This is a genomic window from Bradyrhizobium sp. UFLA06-06 (assembly GCF_054820065.1).
This window is the reverse complement of record NZ_JADFUD010000021.1, coordinates 34,957-50,042: the sequence shown is the minus strand read 5'-3', so window position 1 is coordinate 50,042 and position 15,086 is coordinate 34,957. Positions and strand designations below refer to the sequence as shown.

Annotated in this window: 20 protein-coding genes and 1 pseudogene; 10 read left to right on the top strand and 11 right to left on the bottom strand. The window is 64.7% G+C overall.

Annotation, left to right across the window (positions count from 1 at the left end; translation table 11 throughout):
* Positions 1–43: 43 nt before the first annotated feature.
* On the bottom strand, positions 44–427 hold the full coding sequence (locus IF803_RS19425; RefSeq protein ID WP_016843931.1) for a hypothetical protein: 384 nt from the start codon (positions 425–427) through the stop codon (positions 44–46).
* 175 nt (positions 428–602) lie between these two features.
* Between IF803_RS19425 and IF803_RS19420 the strand changes: the two genes are divergently transcribed.
* Positions 603–1,232, top strand: coding sequence for a L,D-transpeptidase (locus IF803_RS19420; protein WP_016843930.1), 630 nt, complete (start codon positions 603–605; stop codon positions 1,230–1,232).
* Positions 1,233–1,307: 75 nt separating this feature from the next.
* On the opposite strand, the gene IF803_RS19415 is transcribed toward IF803_RS19420, so the two are convergent.
* Entirely contained in the window at positions 1,308–2,399 is a 1,092-nt protein-coding gene (locus IF803_RS19415; RefSeq protein ID WP_461193137.1) for a hypothetical protein, read from the bottom strand.
* A 380-nt stretch (positions 2,400–2,779) separates the two neighbouring features.
* Between IF803_RS19415 and IF803_RS19410 the strand changes: the two genes are divergently transcribed.
* From IF803_RS19410 to IF803_RS19400, 3 genes are all read left to right on the top strand, one after another.
* The gene (locus IF803_RS19410) at positions 2,780–3,361 is read left to right on the top strand and encodes a septal ring lytic transglycosylase RlpA family protein (RefSeq protein WP_461193136.1); all 582 of its coding nucleotides are present in this window, start codon (positions 2,780–2,782) and stop codon (positions 3,359–3,361) included.
* A gap of 286 nt (positions 3,362–3,647) precedes the next feature.
* Positions 3,648–5,213, top strand: coding sequence for a serine hydrolase domain-containing protein (locus tag IF803_RS19405; RefSeq protein WP_461193135.1), 1,566 nt, complete (start codon positions 3,648–3,650; stop codon positions 5,211–5,213).
* A 110-nt stretch (positions 5,214–5,323) separates the two neighbouring features.
* Entirely contained in the window at positions 5,324–5,530 is a 207-nt protein-coding gene (locus IF803_RS19400) for a hypothetical protein (RefSeq protein ID WP_304500020.1), read from the top strand.
* On the opposite strand, the gene IF803_RS19395 is transcribed toward IF803_RS19400, so the two are convergent.
* Entirely contained in the window at positions 5,527–6,255 is a 729-nt protein-coding gene (locus IF803_RS19395) for a class I SAM-dependent methyltransferase (RefSeq protein ID WP_304500021.1), read from the bottom strand. The genes IF803_RS19400 and IF803_RS19395 overlap by 4 nt on opposite strands.
* A 128-nt stretch (positions 6,256–6,383) precedes the next feature.
* On the opposite strand from IF803_RS19395, the gene IF803_RS19390 reads away from it, so the two are divergent.
* The gene (locus IF803_RS19390) at positions 6,384–6,569 is read left to right on the top strand and encodes a hypothetical protein (protein ID WP_016840754.1); all 186 of its coding nucleotides are present in this window, start codon (positions 6,384–6,386) and stop codon (positions 6,567–6,569) included.
* A gap of 87 nt (positions 6,570–6,656) precedes the next feature.
* Here IF803_RS19390 and IF803_RS19385 read toward each other — a convergent pair whose 3' ends face one another.
* The 7 genes from IF803_RS19385 to IF803_RS19355 form a co-directional block, all read right to left on the bottom strand.
* A complete protein-coding gene (locus IF803_RS19385; RefSeq protein WP_016840755.1) occupies positions 6,657–6,893 on the bottom strand; it encodes a hypothetical protein in 237 nt (78 codons plus the stop codon).
* Positions 6,894–7,319: 426 nt separating this feature from the next.
* A complete protein-coding gene (locus IF803_RS19380; RefSeq protein WP_461193134.1) occupies positions 7,320–7,493 on the bottom strand; it encodes a hypothetical protein in 174 nt (57 codons plus the stop codon).
* A gap of 9 nt (positions 7,494–7,502) precedes the next feature.
* Positions 7,503–7,733 (bottom strand): DUF6894 family protein, encoded by a 231-nt coding sequence (locus IF803_RS19375; protein ID WP_016840757.1) that lies wholly within the window; start codon positions 7,731–7,733, stop codon positions 7,503–7,505.
* Positions 7,734–7,872: 139 nt separating this feature from the next.
* Positions 7,873–8,217 carry a tRNA-binding protein gene (locus tag IF803_RS19370; RefSeq protein WP_461193133.1) on the bottom strand — a complete coding sequence of 115 codons (345 nt, stop codon included), beginning with the start codon at positions 8,215–8,217 and terminating at the stop codon, positions 7,873–7,875.
* Positions 8,217–8,843 carry a LysE family translocator gene (locus IF803_RS19365; RefSeq protein ID WP_461193132.1) on the bottom strand — a complete coding sequence of 209 codons (627 nt, stop codon included), beginning with the start codon at positions 8,841–8,843 and terminating at the stop codon, positions 8,217–8,219. The genes IF803_RS19370 and IF803_RS19365 overlap by 1 nt, the downstream gene beginning before the upstream one ends.
* Positions 8,844–8,861: 18 nt before the next feature.
* On the bottom strand, positions 8,862–9,734 hold the full coding sequence (gene pdxY, locus IF803_RS19360) for a pyridoxal kinase PdxY (protein ID WP_461193131.1): 873 nt from the start codon (positions 9,732–9,734) through the stop codon (positions 8,862–8,864).
* Between the two features lie 10 nt (positions 9,735–9,744).
* Complete coding sequence (locus IF803_RS19355; protein ID WP_172628199.1) at positions 9,745–9,918, bottom strand: hypothetical protein; 174 nt, start codon at positions 9,916–9,918, stop codon at positions 9,745–9,747.
* A 704-nt stretch (positions 9,919–10,622) separates the two neighbouring features.
* On the opposite strand from IF803_RS19355, the gene IF803_RS19350 reads away from it, so the two are divergent.
* The gene (locus IF803_RS19350) at positions 10,623–10,865 is read left to right on the top strand and encodes a hypothetical protein (protein ID WP_028344884.1); all 243 of its coding nucleotides are present in this window, start codon (positions 10,623–10,625) and stop codon (positions 10,863–10,865) included.
* 85 nt (positions 10,866–10,950) lie between these two features.
* Positions 10,951–11,604 (top strand): FMN-binding negative transcriptional regulator, encoded by a 654-nt coding sequence (locus tag IF803_RS19345; RefSeq protein WP_461193190.1) that lies wholly within the window; start codon positions 10,951–10,953, stop codon positions 11,602–11,604.
* Positions 11,605–11,921: 317 nt separating this feature from the next.
* Here IF803_RS19345 and IF803_RS19340 read toward each other — a convergent pair whose 3' ends face one another.
* The gene (locus tag IF803_RS19340) at positions 11,922–12,725 is read right to left on the bottom strand and encodes an alpha/beta fold hydrolase (protein ID WP_461193130.1); all 804 of its coding nucleotides are present in this window, start codon (positions 12,723–12,725) and stop codon (positions 11,922–11,924) included.
* A gap of 116 nt (positions 12,726–12,841) precedes the next feature.
* Here IF803_RS19340 and IF803_RS19335 point away from each other — a divergent pair.
* The 3 genes and pseudogenes from IF803_RS19335 to IF803_RS19325 all read left to right on the top strand — a co-directional run.
* Positions 12,842–12,976: pseudogene (locus IF803_RS19335) on the top strand (helix-turn-helix domain-containing protein); the annotation flags it as partial.
* A gap of 81 nt (positions 12,977–13,057) precedes the next feature.
* Entirely contained in the window at positions 13,058–13,780 is a 723-nt protein-coding gene (locus IF803_RS19330; protein ID WP_461193189.1) for a substrate-binding domain-containing protein, read from the top strand.
* Between the two features lie 459 nt (positions 13,781–14,239).
* Entirely contained in the window at positions 14,240–14,977 is a 738-nt protein-coding gene (locus tag IF803_RS19325; protein WP_461193129.1) for an ROK family protein, read from the top strand.
* Positions 14,978–15,086: the final 109 nt, after the last annotated feature.

The following is a 15,086-nucleotide window of genomic DNA, read 5'->3' as shown; positions in this document are numbered from 1 at the left end:
CATCCCGCATCAAGTGCGGGACAGGCTTCGCTCGAAACGCTTTCTATTCCTTCGTCCTGATGTAGCCCGCGAGCCGCGTCTTCTGGTCCTGGCACCAGGTCGTCATGCTGCCGGCGCGGCGCTGATCGAGGTCGGTGGTCTGGGTCGCGATCGCGACTTCCGTCATCAGGTCGTCGGCCTGCTTCTCGCCCATCTTGCCGCCGGTATGCATGAAGGCGATCGCCTTGCGCACCTTCTCGGTGGTGCCGTCGGGCAGATGCATGTCCTGCGCCCGCTGCACGAGGTCCTGATAGACCAGATCGGTGCCGGGGCACTCGACCTTGGCGGCAAAGGCCTGCAGCACCATCGTGACATAGGCCGCGCGCGGATCGGCATGGGCAGGGGTTGCTGCGACAATCAGGCCGCCGATCAGCAGAGCGTAACGCATGAATTTCCTCCGGAGGTTTTGGACGTTTTTTGTGAGGCTAGCGTCCAAGGGAACCGAGTGCAACCGGCAGGACACACTCACGGAAAGAACCGATCAAACAGACGTGTTCCAACCTGCGCTGCCACGATTTAAGCACGATTTCGGCAGCATGTGGCACAAGTTGACGCAGGGGAGAATGATCGTGTCAAAGTTGGGGCTTGCTGCGGTGCTGGTGGGATCGCTTGCGCTTGGCGGGTGCATGCAGGCGACGCTGTCGCCGGCGACCGATGTCGCGATGACGTCGCGCGATCGGCAATTGCTGGCGCATCCGCCCTATGCGGACGCCAAGATCCCGCAGCAGTTCCAGCGGCACATTGTCGAGTATACCCGTCGGGAGCAGCCGGGATCGATCCTGGTCGATACAGACGCGCGCTACCTCTATTACGTGCTGCCCGGCGGCAAGGCGATCCGTTACGGCGTCGCCGTCGGCGAGGAGGCGATGGCCTTCTCCGGTGTCGCCACCGTAGGCCGCCTGGCCGAATGGCCGGATTGGGTTCCGACCCAGGATATCCAGGAGCGGCTCGGACCGTATCCGAAGCGTGTCGCCGGTGGACCGGCCAATCCGCTCGGTGCCCGCGGCATCTACCTCTACCAGGGCAACAAGGACACGCTGTATCGTATCCATGGCACCAACCAGCCCGAATATATCGGGCAGGCGATCTCGTCGGGCTGCATTCGCATGACCAATGGCGACGTGATCGACCTCTATCAGCGGGTCAAGCCGGGTGCGACCGTGGTCGTGCTGCCGCCGGGACAGAGCGCGTAGTTCCAATAGGAAGCGTATTGCGGCCGATCGCGTCATCGCGATCGGCCGCACGCTTTTTTACCGGTCAGTCAGGCTTCAGCGCAGCGGCATCGGCGGCCGAACCACCGGCCCGCCATCATCCGCGTCAACAACCGAGGACTGCTGCTGCACCGGCCGCGGTGCCGCAACCGCCTGCGGGGCGGCGGCGGGCGCCGGCAGCGGCGCTGCTGCTGTGGGCGGTGGAGGCGGCGGGATATAGGCCTGCGCCGGCCGGCGCACCGGCGGCGGCGCAACGGCGGCATGCGGCGCCGCCTGTGGCGTGACCGCGGCGCGCGGGCGCGGCGGAGCGACCGGCCGCGGCTCGACGGCCCTGGTCTCGGTCGTCTTCGCGACGCGCTGTGCCAATTGATCCTGACTGGCCTTGAGCTGATCGATGCTGGTCTTCAGCTGCTCGATCTGTTGTCCCATCGACGTGAGATCGCGCGCCATCGATTGCAGCAACGGCGTCTGGTCGGGTGCCGCTGCAGGCGCCGCCGGGACACTAGGTGCGACCGGCGCAGCCGCTGCGACCGGAGCTGCCGCGGCGGGGGCGGGCGCAGCTGCGGCGGGCGCGGCCGTGGCGACGTCCTGTGGCGGAGTGGCCGGTACGGCTTCAGCTGCCGGCTGATCGGTGGTCGCCACTTGCACGGCCGGCGCGCTCGCCTGGTCGGACGCGGACACGGACTTGCCCGGGATCAGCGAGGTCAGTGCAGCGATCTGGGGCGCCCACTCGGCGGCGATCTGCTTGGCGCGATCGCCGTAGTGCTGCCACGCCGCGGTGCCCATGGCGCCGGCGATCGCGAAGCAGAACCAGAAGGCGCGGATCGCCCATTTGCTGGTGGGGCGCGGCGCGCGGTCCAATCTGATGTCGTCCAGTCGGCCGTTATGGCTTGGCGCACTATAGGCCGGCTCGGTCGGCGGCTCCGGCGCCACTGACATGGGCGTGACCGGCGGCACCGAGGCGACGGCCGCGGCGGACGCAACCGGGGGCGCGGACGAAGGCGCGAGGCTCGGGCCGAAATAGGGCTCGCGCTGCCCCGGCGCTGCCCTTCCGGCAGGCGCAGCGGCGTTGTCCGGGCGTACCGGAGCGAAGCTGGGTTCGATCGCAAAAATATCGTGTGGATCTGCGTCTTTCAGTGTCGATTGCATGGCGGTCCCCGTTTCATTCCAAGGTCAACCGCAAATGGGCGGCCGGCAAATTTACGCTCTGTATTGACCCCTGACCCGGTCCCCACGACTCCAGTCCGGTTTGACCAAAGCAAGGCGAGAGGGTGGAGAGGTTGGGGTGTTTGGGGAACCCAAGCCGGGGACAAAGGGCACGAGCGTCCGCAGCCTCTCGCGCAGCGCCCCGAATTGCATTCCGGATGAAAGCTCCCTGGGTTGTGTGGCGCATCCACCACACCCGAGGGCAAATCGCATCGCGTACGACACGTCTGACCGCGCTCCGCCACCGTTCCGCCCCGATTGGATTCGGCTGATAGGGCGTTGGATTTTCGGCTTGGGCTGGGGCGCAAGTTGGGGGTGCAACAATGTCACGCGACGATGCAGTCATCTCGTACGTCGGCGTCAAACGCAGCGCGCATGGTGCTGCGGCCCCGATCCCGTTTGCGCATGCCCGAAAGCCGCTCCGGCTGCTTGCCGTGATGATCGGCGCGGCGTCGCTCGCGGCGTGTGCGCAGTCCTCCGTTGTCAGCCAGCGCTCGCAGGCGCTCGCGAGCCGGCCCGCATCGATCGAGCCGACACGAGCCGCGTCATCGGCCATGCGCACACGCATCGCCACGACGCGCAAGCATACGCCTTATGCCTCGCGCAGGACCGGCGACAGCAAGATCGCCTCGCATGGTGTCGCGAGCTTCTACAGCGAGGAGCAGCCGACCGCGAGCGGCGAGAAGTTCGACGGGCGCGAACTGACCGCCGCGCATCCGACATTGCCGTTCGGCACCAGGCTGCGCGTCACCGACGTCAAGAGCGGCCGTTCGGTCACGGTGCGCGTCAATGACCGCGGACCCTATGTCCCCGGGCGCATCGTCGACGTCTCGCATTCTGCCGCGCAATCGCTCGGCATGATCGGCAAGGGCATCACGAATGTCAGGCTCGACGTGGTGCAGTGAACAGCGTGGCGCAAGCCAGGTTCGGGATTTTTGCCGGTTCGATCGGGAAAAAGTCCCGGCGTTGCGCGCGCTTTAATCCTGTTGTCCGAACGACGGCGGCAAATAGAATTGTTGCCGCTACTTCCCCGCGCTCTCCATTTCCAGGCGCGTGGATTTCTACCCAATGAACCTTCCCCGCCCTGGTGTCCCTCCAGGGCGGGGTTTTTCTTGTGGCCGCCATGCGCGCCGCATGCGTTGACAGCGCGAGCCGTCGCCATAACCTCCGTTCTGCTTTCGGAGGGCGGCCATGCCAAACAACAATCAAGAAACTGACGGCTTCGCATTGGGTCGGCCGTCACGGCGCGGGGCATTGCAGCTGTTCCTGGGCGGCGCCGCAGTCATGCTGGCGCCCGATGGGCGGCTCGGCATGACGGAGGCCCGGGCAGCGGCCGCGTTTGCCGATGGACTGTCGCGCGGCCGGCCGGACGAGCAGGGCATCGCGCCGTCGGCGATCCTGGATTTCCTCGACGAGGTCGACCGCCAGGGCTACGAGCTGCACAGCTTCATGCTCTGGCGCAACGGCAAGGTGGTCGCGGAGGGCTGGTGGTCGCCGTACCGCGCCGATCGCAACCACATGATGCATTCGCTGACCAAGAGCGTCACCGCCTGCGCCGTCGGGCTTGCGATCGCCGACAAGCGCTTCGGCCTGCAGGACAAGGCGGTCTCGTTCTTCAAGGACAAGCTGCCGCCTGTCGTCGACGACAAGCTCGCGGCGATGACGGTCGAAGATCTCCTGACCATGCGCACCGGCCACGCGTCGATGACCTCGGGCTCGGCGTGGCGGCCGATCAAGACCAGCTGGGTCGCGGAGTTCTTCAAGATCCCGGTCGTCTACCAGCCCGGCACCAAATGGGTCTACACCTCGGCCGCGACCTATCTGCTGTCCGCGATCGTCACGAAGACGACCGGGGAGGCCGTGGCCGACTATCTGAAGCCGCGGGTCTTCGATCCTCTTGGAATTTCAGGCTATGAATGGCCGGTCGGGCCGGAGGGCATCTCGCCCGGGGCCAATGGCCTCAGCTGGAAGACGGTCGATTGCCTCAGGCTCGGCATCCTGCATGCGCAGAACGGCCTATGGGACGGCAAGCAGGTGCTGCCCGCCGACTGGGTGGCGGCAGTGCAGCAGCCCCACGTCAAGGACACCTACGGCTATCAATGGTGGATTGGCCCGGAGACGTTCTATGCCGACGGCCTGTTCGACCAGCTCAGCTTCGTGTTTCCCAAGCACAATGCGGTGCTGGCGATCACTGCCGGCATTCCGCAACGCAGCGGTTTCAACAAGCTGGTATTCCGTCATTTCCCGGCGATGTTCGCCGGTGCCGCGGCGAACAACGATGCCGACGCCGACAAGCTGAAGGCGCGGACGGCGGCCCTGCAATTGCTGCCGGTGCTGGTGCCGGGCTCGTCGCCGGTCGCAGCGCAGATTTCCGGCAAGACCTGGCACATGCCTGACAATGCCGACGCGATCAAATCGGTCAATCTCGGCTTCGCCGACAAGACCTGCACCTTCACGCTCGAGGACGGCAGAGGCACGCACCGGATCGAGGTCGGCCTCGATGCGCCGCGCGAAGGCACCACGACGATGACCGGCAACAAGCTGCATCACGAGTACCAGCCGGACGTGATGCGCGTGGTCGCGAGCGGCACCTGGCGCGACCTCCGCACCTTCGTGATGACCTGGACCTTCGTGGAATCGGCGTTTCGCGACACCGTGACCTGCACCTTCGAGGGACCGCAGATGCGGTTCGCGCGCAGCGTCAACGTCAACTCATTGGCGCTGGATATGCCGACCTTGATGGGAAAGCTCGCCTAGACTAGGCGCGACCGCAAATTGCGCGCTGCCGCATCTTGCGCTGGCGCTTCCACCAAATTGTCACAGTCCCAGCGAAATCCGGCCCAAAGCCGCTGCCAACAAACCGCCGGATGGACCAAGTCGGCGAGGGACAAGCGTTGACCTACAAGATGATCGCAGAACGCGAGAACGAAACGGTCAGGATCGAGCGCGAGAGCACCTTCATCATCATCGCCAAGGCCAAGGTCTGGGCGAGCGAGGGATGGCAGGTGGTGATCACCGACAAGGACGGGAAATCATACCCGCCCGAGGAGTTCGACAAGCTGCTCGCGGCCTAGCGTTGCGCTGACACCAGCAGCATCATCGGCCGTTCGAGCTCGTCGGCCAGCTCGGGCATCGCCTTGATCTGCTCACGTGTCGGGGAGAATTCCTCGACATGGCGAAGCGTGAAGCCGGCGCCGATCAACGCGTCGAGCGTGGTGCCGATGGTGCGGTGATATTTCAGCACGCCCTTCACATACCAGTCCGTCCGGCGTTCGCCTTCGATGAAGTAGCGGTTGACCGGCCATGTTTTGCGGCCGTCTTCGTCCCGCCCCCAGTCCGGATGGGCGGCCGCCATGTAGATCGGATGCTCGATGGTGAAGACCAGATGGCCCTCCGGGACCAGCGCGCGATACAGCATGCGCGCCAGGCGATCGAAGTCCCTGATGTAATGGAAGGTGAGGGCGGAGTAGGCGAGATCGAAGGTCGATTTCGGCAGCTCCAGCGTTTCGAGGTCGGCGATCTCGTAGGTGATCGCCGCATCCTGCGTCATGGCCGCGGCGCGGGCGATCATGTTCTGCGAGAGGTCGATGCCGAGCACGTCGGATGCGCCTTGCTCGCGCATCCAGCGCGACATCCAGCCGAAGCCGCAGCCGAGATCGACCACGCGCTTGCCCGCGACATCGGGCAGCATGGCGCGGATCGCCGGCCATTCGGGCGCGCCGAGCAGTCCTCGGACCTGCCGCGGCAACTGGCTGTAGCCGGCGAAGAAGCCGGGATCGTCGTAGATGTTCTGCGCCATGGCTCTTTCTGTAACCGCCGCCGCGCCGCGTGGGAACCGCTGATTGCGGCGCGCCCGGCGCGCTGCTGGAACCAGACACGGCGCTCAGTGGTTTCTGACGTCAGCAGTCGACAGCCGAGGAGAGCGCCATGTTAGCCGAGATGCAGATCCACACCATCGCGCGGCAGATGCTGTTGAAGCACGGCCCCGAGGCGATCGCCCAGGCCGCGCAGAACGCCGTGGCCTGCGAGAGCAAGGGCGAGACCGACGACGCGCGCGACTGGCGCCATATCGAGGACGCCCTGAAGATGATGCGCGGACCGCATCAGAGCTGACGGCGGGCAGAGCAGACGTCCCCGCCGTCGCGCAACAGCACACTGGGATCGCGCGAGCGCGATCGCCGCAGATCTAACCGACGGACGCTAGCCCGCCCTGCGCCACCGCGGCACGGGATCGAGCGGCGTGCGGTAGAGCTCACGCCGGTCGATGTCGGTGACGCGCACCGCGCAGCCGCGCGCCTTCAGCTCCGGCTTGACCTGCGACAGCTCGTTGGCGAGCTGGTCGGCGCGGTCGGAGGCGAGGCTGATGTCTTCGAGGATGATGGTTCCTTGATTACGGAACTCGTCCCCCACCACGAGATCGAAGGTGTAGTACGGCATTCCGAAGTCTCCGTTTCGGTTTGCATCACAGGGTAACACTGAGTCGAGCATTCCCTAAGATGCGTGGCGCACAATCGGCGTGCGATCGGCGCAAAAACGATGTGCAGCGCATCAAGCACGATGAACGAACAAGCCACGCCGCACGACGAAGGAATCCTAGGATCTAGCTCACCGCCATGCCGTTAAGATTTGATTAAAACAGTCGTCGCAAGCTCAAGACCAAGTAGAATCGCAGCGGAACCGGACTCCGGGAACCGGCAGCTGCAGGAGAAGGCCGGTGGCGTAACGCCCGCCGGCCTTTTCTCGTTGTCGATGCCGCGGAGCTATAGCGTTTTCGGGCGAAGTGGACGCCGGTTCGCGTGAAGAAAACGCGTCCAAACAACAAGCTAGAGCTTCGGTTCTGATTCAATCAGAACCGAAAATGCTCTAGTCGCGCAGTGCGGCTTGCCGCCGGGCGCGGCATTTCGGGCCTGGTCCGCGCATGTAGTACAGTTCGGGGCGATAGGGATTGATGACGCCATCGAACAGCGCCACGCAGCGCGCGATGAGGTGGACGAGGTGGCGCCGCAGCGGCCGCAGGGCAAGTTCCATCGCATTCATGGCATGCCCTCAGTGCAGCTCGCCGAGGATGGCGGTGAACGGCAGCTCGAAGATCTCGGTTCCGATGTCGTCGGTGACGTGGACCGCCCAGTTGCGCCAGTCTTCCACGCTCGGTGTCATCACGTAGCTGCGCGCCAGCTGCTCCGCATAAAGGCGCGCCTCCGCCAGATCCATCGCGGCGCCGGTGCGATCCAGGATGACGTGCTTGTCGTCGGAGCAGTGAAAGAAAACTGCAGACATCTTCCGATTCCCATGCCGAAGCGATTCTCGTGCGCTGAAATAGCAGCGCGCGCGGGCACTGAGAATCCGGGTGATCCCCCATCGGTAAACTACGGGGAATCCAGACGATTTGAATCACGCGGCTGTGATCGGGGCGGCCTCAGAAGATCGGCTCACCGAGCGCAACCTCGCTGCGCGGACCGAGCAGGATCACGTTGCCGCCGGCGTCCTTGGCGCCGAGGATCAGCAGTTCCGAGGTGAAACCCGCGATGTTCTTCGGCCCGAGATTGCAGATGCATACGACCGGCGAGCCGACCAGCGCCACCGGCTCGTAATTCGTGATCTGTGCGCTCGACCACATGATCCGCCCGGCGCCGACATCGACGCCGACCTTGTACGACGGACTGCGGGCGCGCGGAAACGGCTGCACCTCGACGACCTTGCCGATCCGGATATCGAGGCGGGCGAAGTCGTCATACGTGGCTTGCGGCTTGAGCGGGGACATCAGCGCTCCTGAAACGCCAGACGAATGCCGAGCGCGATGTAGATCGTGCCGACCACGCGGCCCTGCCACCGCCCGATGCGGCGATGCCGCCGGATCCACGGGCTGATTTGGCCGGCGGCGAGCGCCAGCAGCGAGGTGTAGACCGCGCTCATCACGACGAAGATCAGGCCGAGGGTCGCGAACTGCGCGACCGCCGAGCCGTGGCCGGGGTGCACGAACTGCGGGAGGAAGGCGAGGAAGAACAGCGTGGTCTTCGGATTGAGCATTTCCGCCCAGATCGCCTGCCGGAACGCACGCCGCGGATCGACCGGCTGCGCCGCCGGCAAATCCAGATCGTCGTTCTTCTCGAACAGAGCGCGGACGCCGAGCACGATCAGGTAGATCACGCCGGCATATTTCACGACCGAGAACGCCAGCGCCGAGGTCATCAGCACGGCCGACAGGCCGAATGTCGCCATCGCGGTGTGGACGAGATCGCCGAGCGCGATGCCGAAGCCGGTCGCGACGCCGACGCGCGCTCCGCCGGTGACCGAACGCGCGAGCACCAGCAGCACCGCCGGCCCGGGGATCAGGAACAGGCCGAGCACGACGGCGGCGTAGGTGAGGAGGGTGGTGATGTCGATCATGAAGACCTGTCCCGGATGTCAGGATGCGGCGACGGCGACCGCCGCGAAGCGCGGCTTCGGATCAAGCATCACGCCGGCGCTTTCGACAATGCGCATTTCCTCGGTTCCTCTCTGCGCCGTGCGCTCCAGCACGCCGTGGATGCCTGACGCGGCGTGGCTGAGCGCATCCGGCGTCGCCAGGCCGCGCGCGCGAGCGGCGACGAACAGCGCGGCGAACAGGTCGCCGGTACCGGACGGGCTGATCGGAACCCGCGGCGTGCGCACGCGCCAGGCATAGGTCTTGTCGGATTGCGTGCGCTCGATCGCCAGCGTCTCGATCTCACTCTGCGGCGTGCCGGCCAGCTCGGCGCTGGTGATGACGACGGTCGCAGGTCCCCGCGCCATCAGTGCGCTCGCCTGCGCGATGACGTCATCGATCGTCGTCACGCGTGCGCCGCAGAGGAATTCGAACTCGAAATGATTGGGCGTGATGATGTCGGCGAGCGGGCAGAGCTCGTCGCGCACCAGCGGCGGAATGTCCGATCGCACGAACATGCCGCGGTCGCGGTCGCCGAGCACGGGATCGCAGCAATAGAGCAGGGCCGGGTTTTCCGCTTTGGCGCGGGCGACGAAGTCGGCGACATCCATCGCGATGTCGGCCGAGCCGAGATAGCCCGACAGGATCAGCCGCGCGGCCTCGACCGCGCCGCGCTCCTCGATGCCGCGCAGCAGATCGGCGACCAGCTGCACGTCGAGCACCCGGCCGCGGATGGTCGGATAGCCCGGCCGGTTGCTGAGCAGCGTGGTCGGCACGGCGACGACGTCGATGCCATGCAACTGGATCGGAAAGGTGGCGGCGCTGTTGCCGACATGGCCCCAGGCGACCTGTGACTGAATCGAGATGACGGTCATGTGTTCCGCTTCACCCGAACAGCGCGGCGTAGATCACGTAGAACCAGCCCAGGATACCGTGAATGATCGCCCACAGGATCGAATGGTTCTTGGTGTAGGAGATCGCGATCGCCAGCGCCGAGCCGAACCCCACGCCGTATTTCGCGCCCTCGACGCGGACGCCATAATATCGATTGCCGTTCATGGGGATCCTTCCAGCGGGAGGGCGTCAGGTCGGAGGCAGCGTAACCTGCTAGTTGCCGTCAGTTCAACGGTGGACACGGCTGCTGCGCGGCTTCCTCAGCACGACGGTGATAGTCCGAGCCCGCGTTTTTCCACATCGTCGTCCCGGCGAAGGCCGGGACCCATAACCACAGGATTGGGTTGGTGAGGAAAGCTGTGGCCGCAGCGTCGCGCAACAATCACCTTCGGTGGTTATGGGTCCCGGCCTGCGCCGGGACGACACCGAATGTGTGGCGCGGCCAGTGAGTCCTACATCCGCATTCTCGCGACATGTTTTGCCCGAGCTTTGCTCTTCGTTCCGCCCCCTTTCGAACAGAGGGCGCAGGAAAAGCCGGGTGCCGATCGCACCCATGGGTCAGCAATAGGAATATTTTCTTATTCTGAGATTGACAGGTTTTGCTGAGTTGCCCGTCGGGCTTTTTTGTCGCAGGCCGCCATCCGGGTTTGATTTGCGGGTTTGCGTCGCAACCTCGCCTGTCACGCAACGATCAACCGAACGTGTCGGATCGACGTGGAAGAAGATGCGCGGGTGGACTGTCCTGCATCCAAACGCTTGCCTCATGGCGTCGGAATAAGACGGCAGAGCGATCGATCATGATGTGAGCGCGAACCGATCGGCGGGCGGCGAACAATGCGCCGGCGTGCCGAATCCAACAGGAGCAACTAATGTCCAGGATCAAACAGGTTGCGGCCGCGCTGACCGCGCTCGCCATGCTGACGGCGTCGGCTATGGCACACGAAGTGCCGGCGGCGGGCCCATCCGCGCTCGTGAAGAGCCATGCCGCCGCCGGCCGCTGGAGCGGTGGTCCGCCGCGCATGGCAGTCCCGCGTTTCGGCGAGTCCGAGGCGCTGCCGCGGGACCAGCCCGGCGGCGTCTGCGATCACGGCGACAATGCCATGATCTGCTGAGCCGGATCGTGCATGGCGGTGATCTCCGGCGAAAGTTGCGCTAGCCTTGCTGGTCGTCTCCCTCCAGCTCGCGAGCGCCGCCGCCATGCACATCCTCCGTCCCCAGTTTCGCATCGAGCAAGGCCGCGCGCTCGCCTTTGCGGCGGCGCGCGGCTTCGGCGCCATCGTCGCCGCCGATGCGCGCGGCCCGCGCGCGTCCCATGTGCCGTTCGTGATCGAGCGCCGCGACGAGCGCGTGATCGTGCAGATCCATCTCACTGCGAAGAATCCGCTGGTCGAGCTCGCGGACGGCACGCGGCGCTTCCTCCTGATCATTTCCGGCGACGACGCCTACATCTCGAACGACTGGTATGTCTCACCCGACAACGTCTCGACCTGGCTCTACGAGGCGGTGCATTTGTCCGGCATCGCGCATCTGCGCCAGCACGACGTGAACCGCGGCCACGGCGACGCGCTGCTCGCGGTCTCCGAGGCGCGGCTGCAAAAGCAGCCCTGGGACCTCACGCAGATGGAGCCCGGCAAGCGCGACGCGATGCTGGCGGGGATCAGGGTGATCGACATCGTCGTCGACGAGATCGAGGGCCAGTCAAAGCTCAACCAGCACAAGAGCGATGCGGACTATGTCGCGCTGGTCAATCGGCTGGCGCATGCGGAGGAGACGTCAAGCCACAGGCTTGCGGACAAGATGCGCGCGCTGCGGCCGGAGCTTGAATATGAGGGGATCGCGAGGGCGGGTTAGCCAACGGGTCCGCCCAACGGGCGGCCCGACGACAAGCTCAGCGTAACCCGCCGCTGTCTCAACGCGGCCGATGGCGGATTACGCCTGCGCTAATCCGCCCTACGGAGCCGATCGGAATCAGATCTGCAACGCGTTGTTAAGACTCGATTCGCGCCGATTTGTTCGATTCCGATTCGTTCTTTGCGAACAAAATGGAGTCGGATGGAGAACATGTGGTGCGTGATCCCGTAGCCCGCATGAGTGAAGCGATATGCGGGGCCCGATCGTGTTCTCTTATAGCGGTCCCGGATGTCGCTTCGCCCATCCGGGCTACGCAGTCATGTGGCGGAGAGCGCCAGGAATCTCACGACCTCTCGGTTGAATCGATCCGCCTGCTCGATATTGAGAATGTGAACGCCGGGCAGCAGAACGAGCTTGGCATCGGTGATCGTCGCGGCGATATCAGCGCTGTGACTGGCCCGCGTGACGGTGTCGCTCTCGCCGCCGATGACGAGCGTCGGCGCCGCAACCAGCGAGATGACGCGGCGGAGATCGACGTCGCGCAGTGCCGCGTAACATCCGGCGAGACCGCGCGGCGGCGTGGTCAGCACCATGTTGCGGAATTCGTCGACAATGTGGTTCGGTGCAGCCAGCATCGCCGCCGGAAACCAGTTGCGCATGAAGCCGTCTGCGATTCCATTCATGTCCGTGGCCGCGAGCACCGCGCGGATCTGGTCGTCGAACGGCAGCTCGGACGCCAGATAGGACGCGGTGTTCGAGAGGATCAGGCGATCGATGCGTTCGGGCGCGAAGATGCCGAGCCATTGTCCGATAAAGCCGCCGAGCGACAGACCGAGGAAATGCGCGCGATCGATCGCCAGATGGTCGAGCAGTTCGACCACGTCGCGGCCGAGCCGGTCCATCGAGTAGGCGCCCGCCGGCGCGTCCGACCCGCCGTGACCGCGGGTGTCGTAGCGGAGCACGCGAAACGACTGGCTGAGGGCCGGCATCGAACGATCCCACATGTGCAGGTTGGTGGCGATCGAGTTCGACAGCGCGAGCATCGGCCGATCGTCGGGACCGTCGATACGGTACGCAATCCGGCAGCCATCCGCCGTGGTGAAGTATCGATCGGCGCTCATCCCGTCAGTCCCTTGTGCTGGTGGAAGCCGGCAGGCTTCGCGTCGAGCCAGGCTAGGACTCGCGCCCTCGAAGAAAAATTACTAAGATTGATCAATCTCTGTAGGTTTTATGAATAATGGATCGGATCAAGCTCCACGATTTGCGCTGCTTCGACGCCGTCGCGACCAAGGGAAGCTTTCAGGCCGCCGGCACAGCGCTGAACCGGTCGCACCCGTCGGTGTTTGCGGCGGTCGCCCGGCTCGAGCAGCAGCTCGGCCTCACGCTGTTCGATCGCAGCGGATACCGCATCGGGCTGACGGATGCCGGCCGGACGTTTCACGCACGCGCGCAGGTGACGCTGCGCGAGCTCGAACAGCTGCAGGGCTATGCGGAGCAGCTTGCCGGCGGAGAAGAGGTCGTCCTGCGCATCGTCATCGGCGACCTGTGCCCGCGGCCGCCGGTGCTGCAGATGCTGTCGGCGTTCTTTGCCCGCTATCCCAACACACGCCTGCACCTGGAATATGAGGCGGTCGGCGGACCGCTCGAGCGCCTGATCGATGATAACGCCGATCTGGCGTTTCATCGCGCGGACCCGTCCGATCCGCGCTTCGAACAGATCAAGCTATCGACCACGGCCATGGTTCCGGTTGTCGCTCCCGGCTTTCTGCCGTTTGCGTGGACGAAGAAGGTCACGCCGGAGCAGATGCGCCCCTTCACGCAGTGCGTGATCCGCGACACGGCGCGGCGACCGTCGTCGGAAAACTTCTTCCTGATCGAAGGTGCGCATCAGTGCAGCGTGCCGGACCAGATGATGAAGAAGGAGTTGATCCTGCATCGTCTCGCCTGGGGCCATCTGCCCGCATGGCTGATCGAGGACGAGCTGCGGGACGGCGGGCTGATCAGCATCGCCGGAACGAATTTTCCGGGCCGCGAGGAAAATCTGGCGGCCGTCCGCCATCGTCAACACTCGCGCGGACCGGTCGCCGAAGCGCTCTGGCTTCACCTCAAAGGCTGGCGGCTCACTCAGCGTGCAGGGAGGGCAACCCGACCGGTTCGCGCGAAGCGCGGCCGATAATTGGTGCGGCGTAATCCGCCGCAGTGATGTCGTCGATGGATGCCGATTACGCTTGCGCTCATCCGCCGTACAAACTGCCGCGGCATCGAAGTCATGCGAACGTCTTGTTAAGAATCGCTTCGCGCCGATTTTTCGATTCCGATTCGTTCCTCGCGAACAAACTGGAGTCGGATCGGGAACGTGGCCGTGGTGCGACTCATCGCTCGACCAGTGATGCAGGAGAACGCAGTGCGCCTGAAATGCGCCGCGATGTTCCGCGCCGAGAGCAATAATCCCATCATGATACAACATCGATTGTTTGGATGCGGTCGATGTATATGCGTTGTTAACGTCTGGATCGCGCCGATTTTCTCGATTCCGATTCGTTCCTCGCGAACAAATTGGAGTCAGATGCAGAACGTCGCTGTGGCGCGCGATGCGTTTCTCTGCTCCACTCGCTGCGCACCAGAGAGCGGATCGATGGCCAAGAAGGCAGGCAAGAAGACCAGCAAGAAAATGAAACGGCCCGCGTCGCACCGCACCGTGCTGGCGATCGACGTCGGCGGTACGCATGTGAAGGTCATGACCGACAAGGAGCGCGTCAAGCGCGAATTCGAGTCGGGTCCAACGCTGTCCGCGACCGAGATGGTGCGGCAGGTCAAGTTGCTGACCAAGGACTGGTCCTATGATGTGATCTCGGTCGGCTATCCCGGACCCGTCGTTCACAATCGTCCGCTGACCGAGCCGCACAATCTCGGCCGCGGCTGGGCCGGCTTCGATTTTCACCATGCGTTCGGCCGCCCGACCAGGGTCGTCAATGATGCGCTGATGCAGGCGATCGGCAGCTATCAGGGTGGCCGGATGCTGTTTCTCGGCCTCGGTACCGGCCTCGGCTCCGCGATGATCGTGGACGGTGTTTACGAGCCGATGGAGCTTGGTCATTTGCCGTACCGCAAGGGCGCGACGTTCGAGGATTATGTCGGCGCCGCGGGTCTCGAGCGCCGCGGCCGGAAGAAATGGCGCAAGAGCGTCGACGACGTCATCGCGCGGCTGTCCGCCGCGCTGGAGCCCGAGTACATCGTGCTCGGCGGCGGCAATGCCGACAAGGTCGACAACCCGCCGCCCAAGGTGAGGTTCGGCGACAACGCCAACGCGTTCGAGGGCGGATTTCGAATGTGGAAGAAGAGAGCGCGCAAGGCGAGCAGCGCGCGTCGATGAAACCGGAACCGCCACCAAATTGCCGCAACTGCTGAAGTTTCGCGCTGCTTCGTCACCCCTGTTGTCGGAACTGATTGGGTGCGCCGCTCGTTTTATGCGGCATAACATC

Bases quoted from the DNA above. Each gene is read 5' to 3' on its own strand.
- IF803_RS19425 (WP_016843931.1), bottom strand. From the start codon at position 427: ATGCGTTACGCTCTGCTGATCGGCGGCCTGATTGTCGCAGCAACCCCT.
- IF803_RS19420 (WP_016843930.1), top strand. From the start codon at position 603: ATGATCGTGTCAAAGTTGGGGCTTGCTGCGGTGCTGGTGGGATCGCTT.
- IF803_RS19415 (WP_461193137.1), bottom strand. From the start codon at position 2,399: ATGCAATCGACACTGAAAGACGCAGATCCACACGATATTTTTGCGATC.
- IF803_RS19410 (WP_461193136.1), top strand. From the start codon at position 2,780: ATGTCACGCGACGATGCAGTCATCTCGTACGTCGGCGTCAAACGCAGC.
- IF803_RS19405 (WP_461193135.1), top strand. From the start codon at position 3,648: ATGCCAAACAACAATCAAGAAACTGACGGCTTCGCATTGGGTCGGCCG.
- IF803_RS19400 (WP_304500020.1), top strand. From the start codon at position 5,324: ATGGACCAAGTCGGCGAGGGACAAGCGTTGACCTACAAGATGATCGCA.
- IF803_RS19395 (WP_304500021.1), bottom strand. From the start codon at position 6,255: ATGGCGCAGAACATCTACGACGATCCCGGCTTCTTCGCCGGCTACAGC.
- IF803_RS19390 (WP_016840754.1), top strand. From the start codon at position 6,384: ATGTTAGCCGAGATGCAGATCCACACCATCGCGCGGCAGATGCTGTTG.
- IF803_RS19385 (WP_016840755.1), bottom strand. From the start codon at position 6,893: ATGCCGTACTACACCTTCGATCTCGTGGTGGGGGACGAGTTCCGTAAT.
- IF803_RS19380 (WP_461193134.1), bottom strand. From the start codon at position 7,493: ATGAATGCGATGGAACTTGCCCTGCGGCCGCTGCGGCGCCACCTCGTC.
- IF803_RS19375 (WP_016840757.1), bottom strand. From the start codon at position 7,733: ATGTCTGCAGTTTTCTTTCACTGCTCCGACGACAAGCACGTCATCCTG.
- IF803_RS19370 (WP_461193133.1), bottom strand. From the start codon at position 8,217: ATGTCCCCGCTCAAGCCGCAAGCCACGTATGACGACTTCGCCCGCCTC.
- IF803_RS19365 (WP_461193132.1), bottom strand. From the start codon at position 8,843: ATGATCGACATCACCACCCTCCTCACCTACGCCGCCGTCGTGCTCGGC.
- pdxY (WP_461193131.1), bottom strand. From the start codon at position 9,734: ATGACCGTCATCTCGATTCAGTCACAGGTCGCCTGGGGCCATGTCGGC.
- IF803_RS19355 (WP_172628199.1), bottom strand. From the start codon at position 9,918: ATGAACGGCAATCGATATTATGGCGTCCGCGTCGAGGGCGCGAAATAC.
- IF803_RS19350 (WP_028344884.1), top strand. From the start codon at position 10,623: ATGTCCAGGATCAAACAGGTTGCGGCCGCGCTGACCGCGCTCGCCATG.
- IF803_RS19345 (WP_461193190.1), top strand. From the start codon at position 10,951: ATGCACATCCTCCGTCCCCAGTTTCGCATCGAGCAAGGCCGCGCGCTC.
- IF803_RS19340 (WP_461193130.1), bottom strand. From the start codon at position 12,725: ATGAGCGCCGATCGATACTTCACCACGGCGGATGGCTGCCGGATTGCG.
- IF803_RS19325 (WP_461193129.1), top strand. From the start codon at position 14,240: ATGGCCAAGAAGGCAGGCAAGAAGACCAGCAAGAAAATGAAACGGCCC.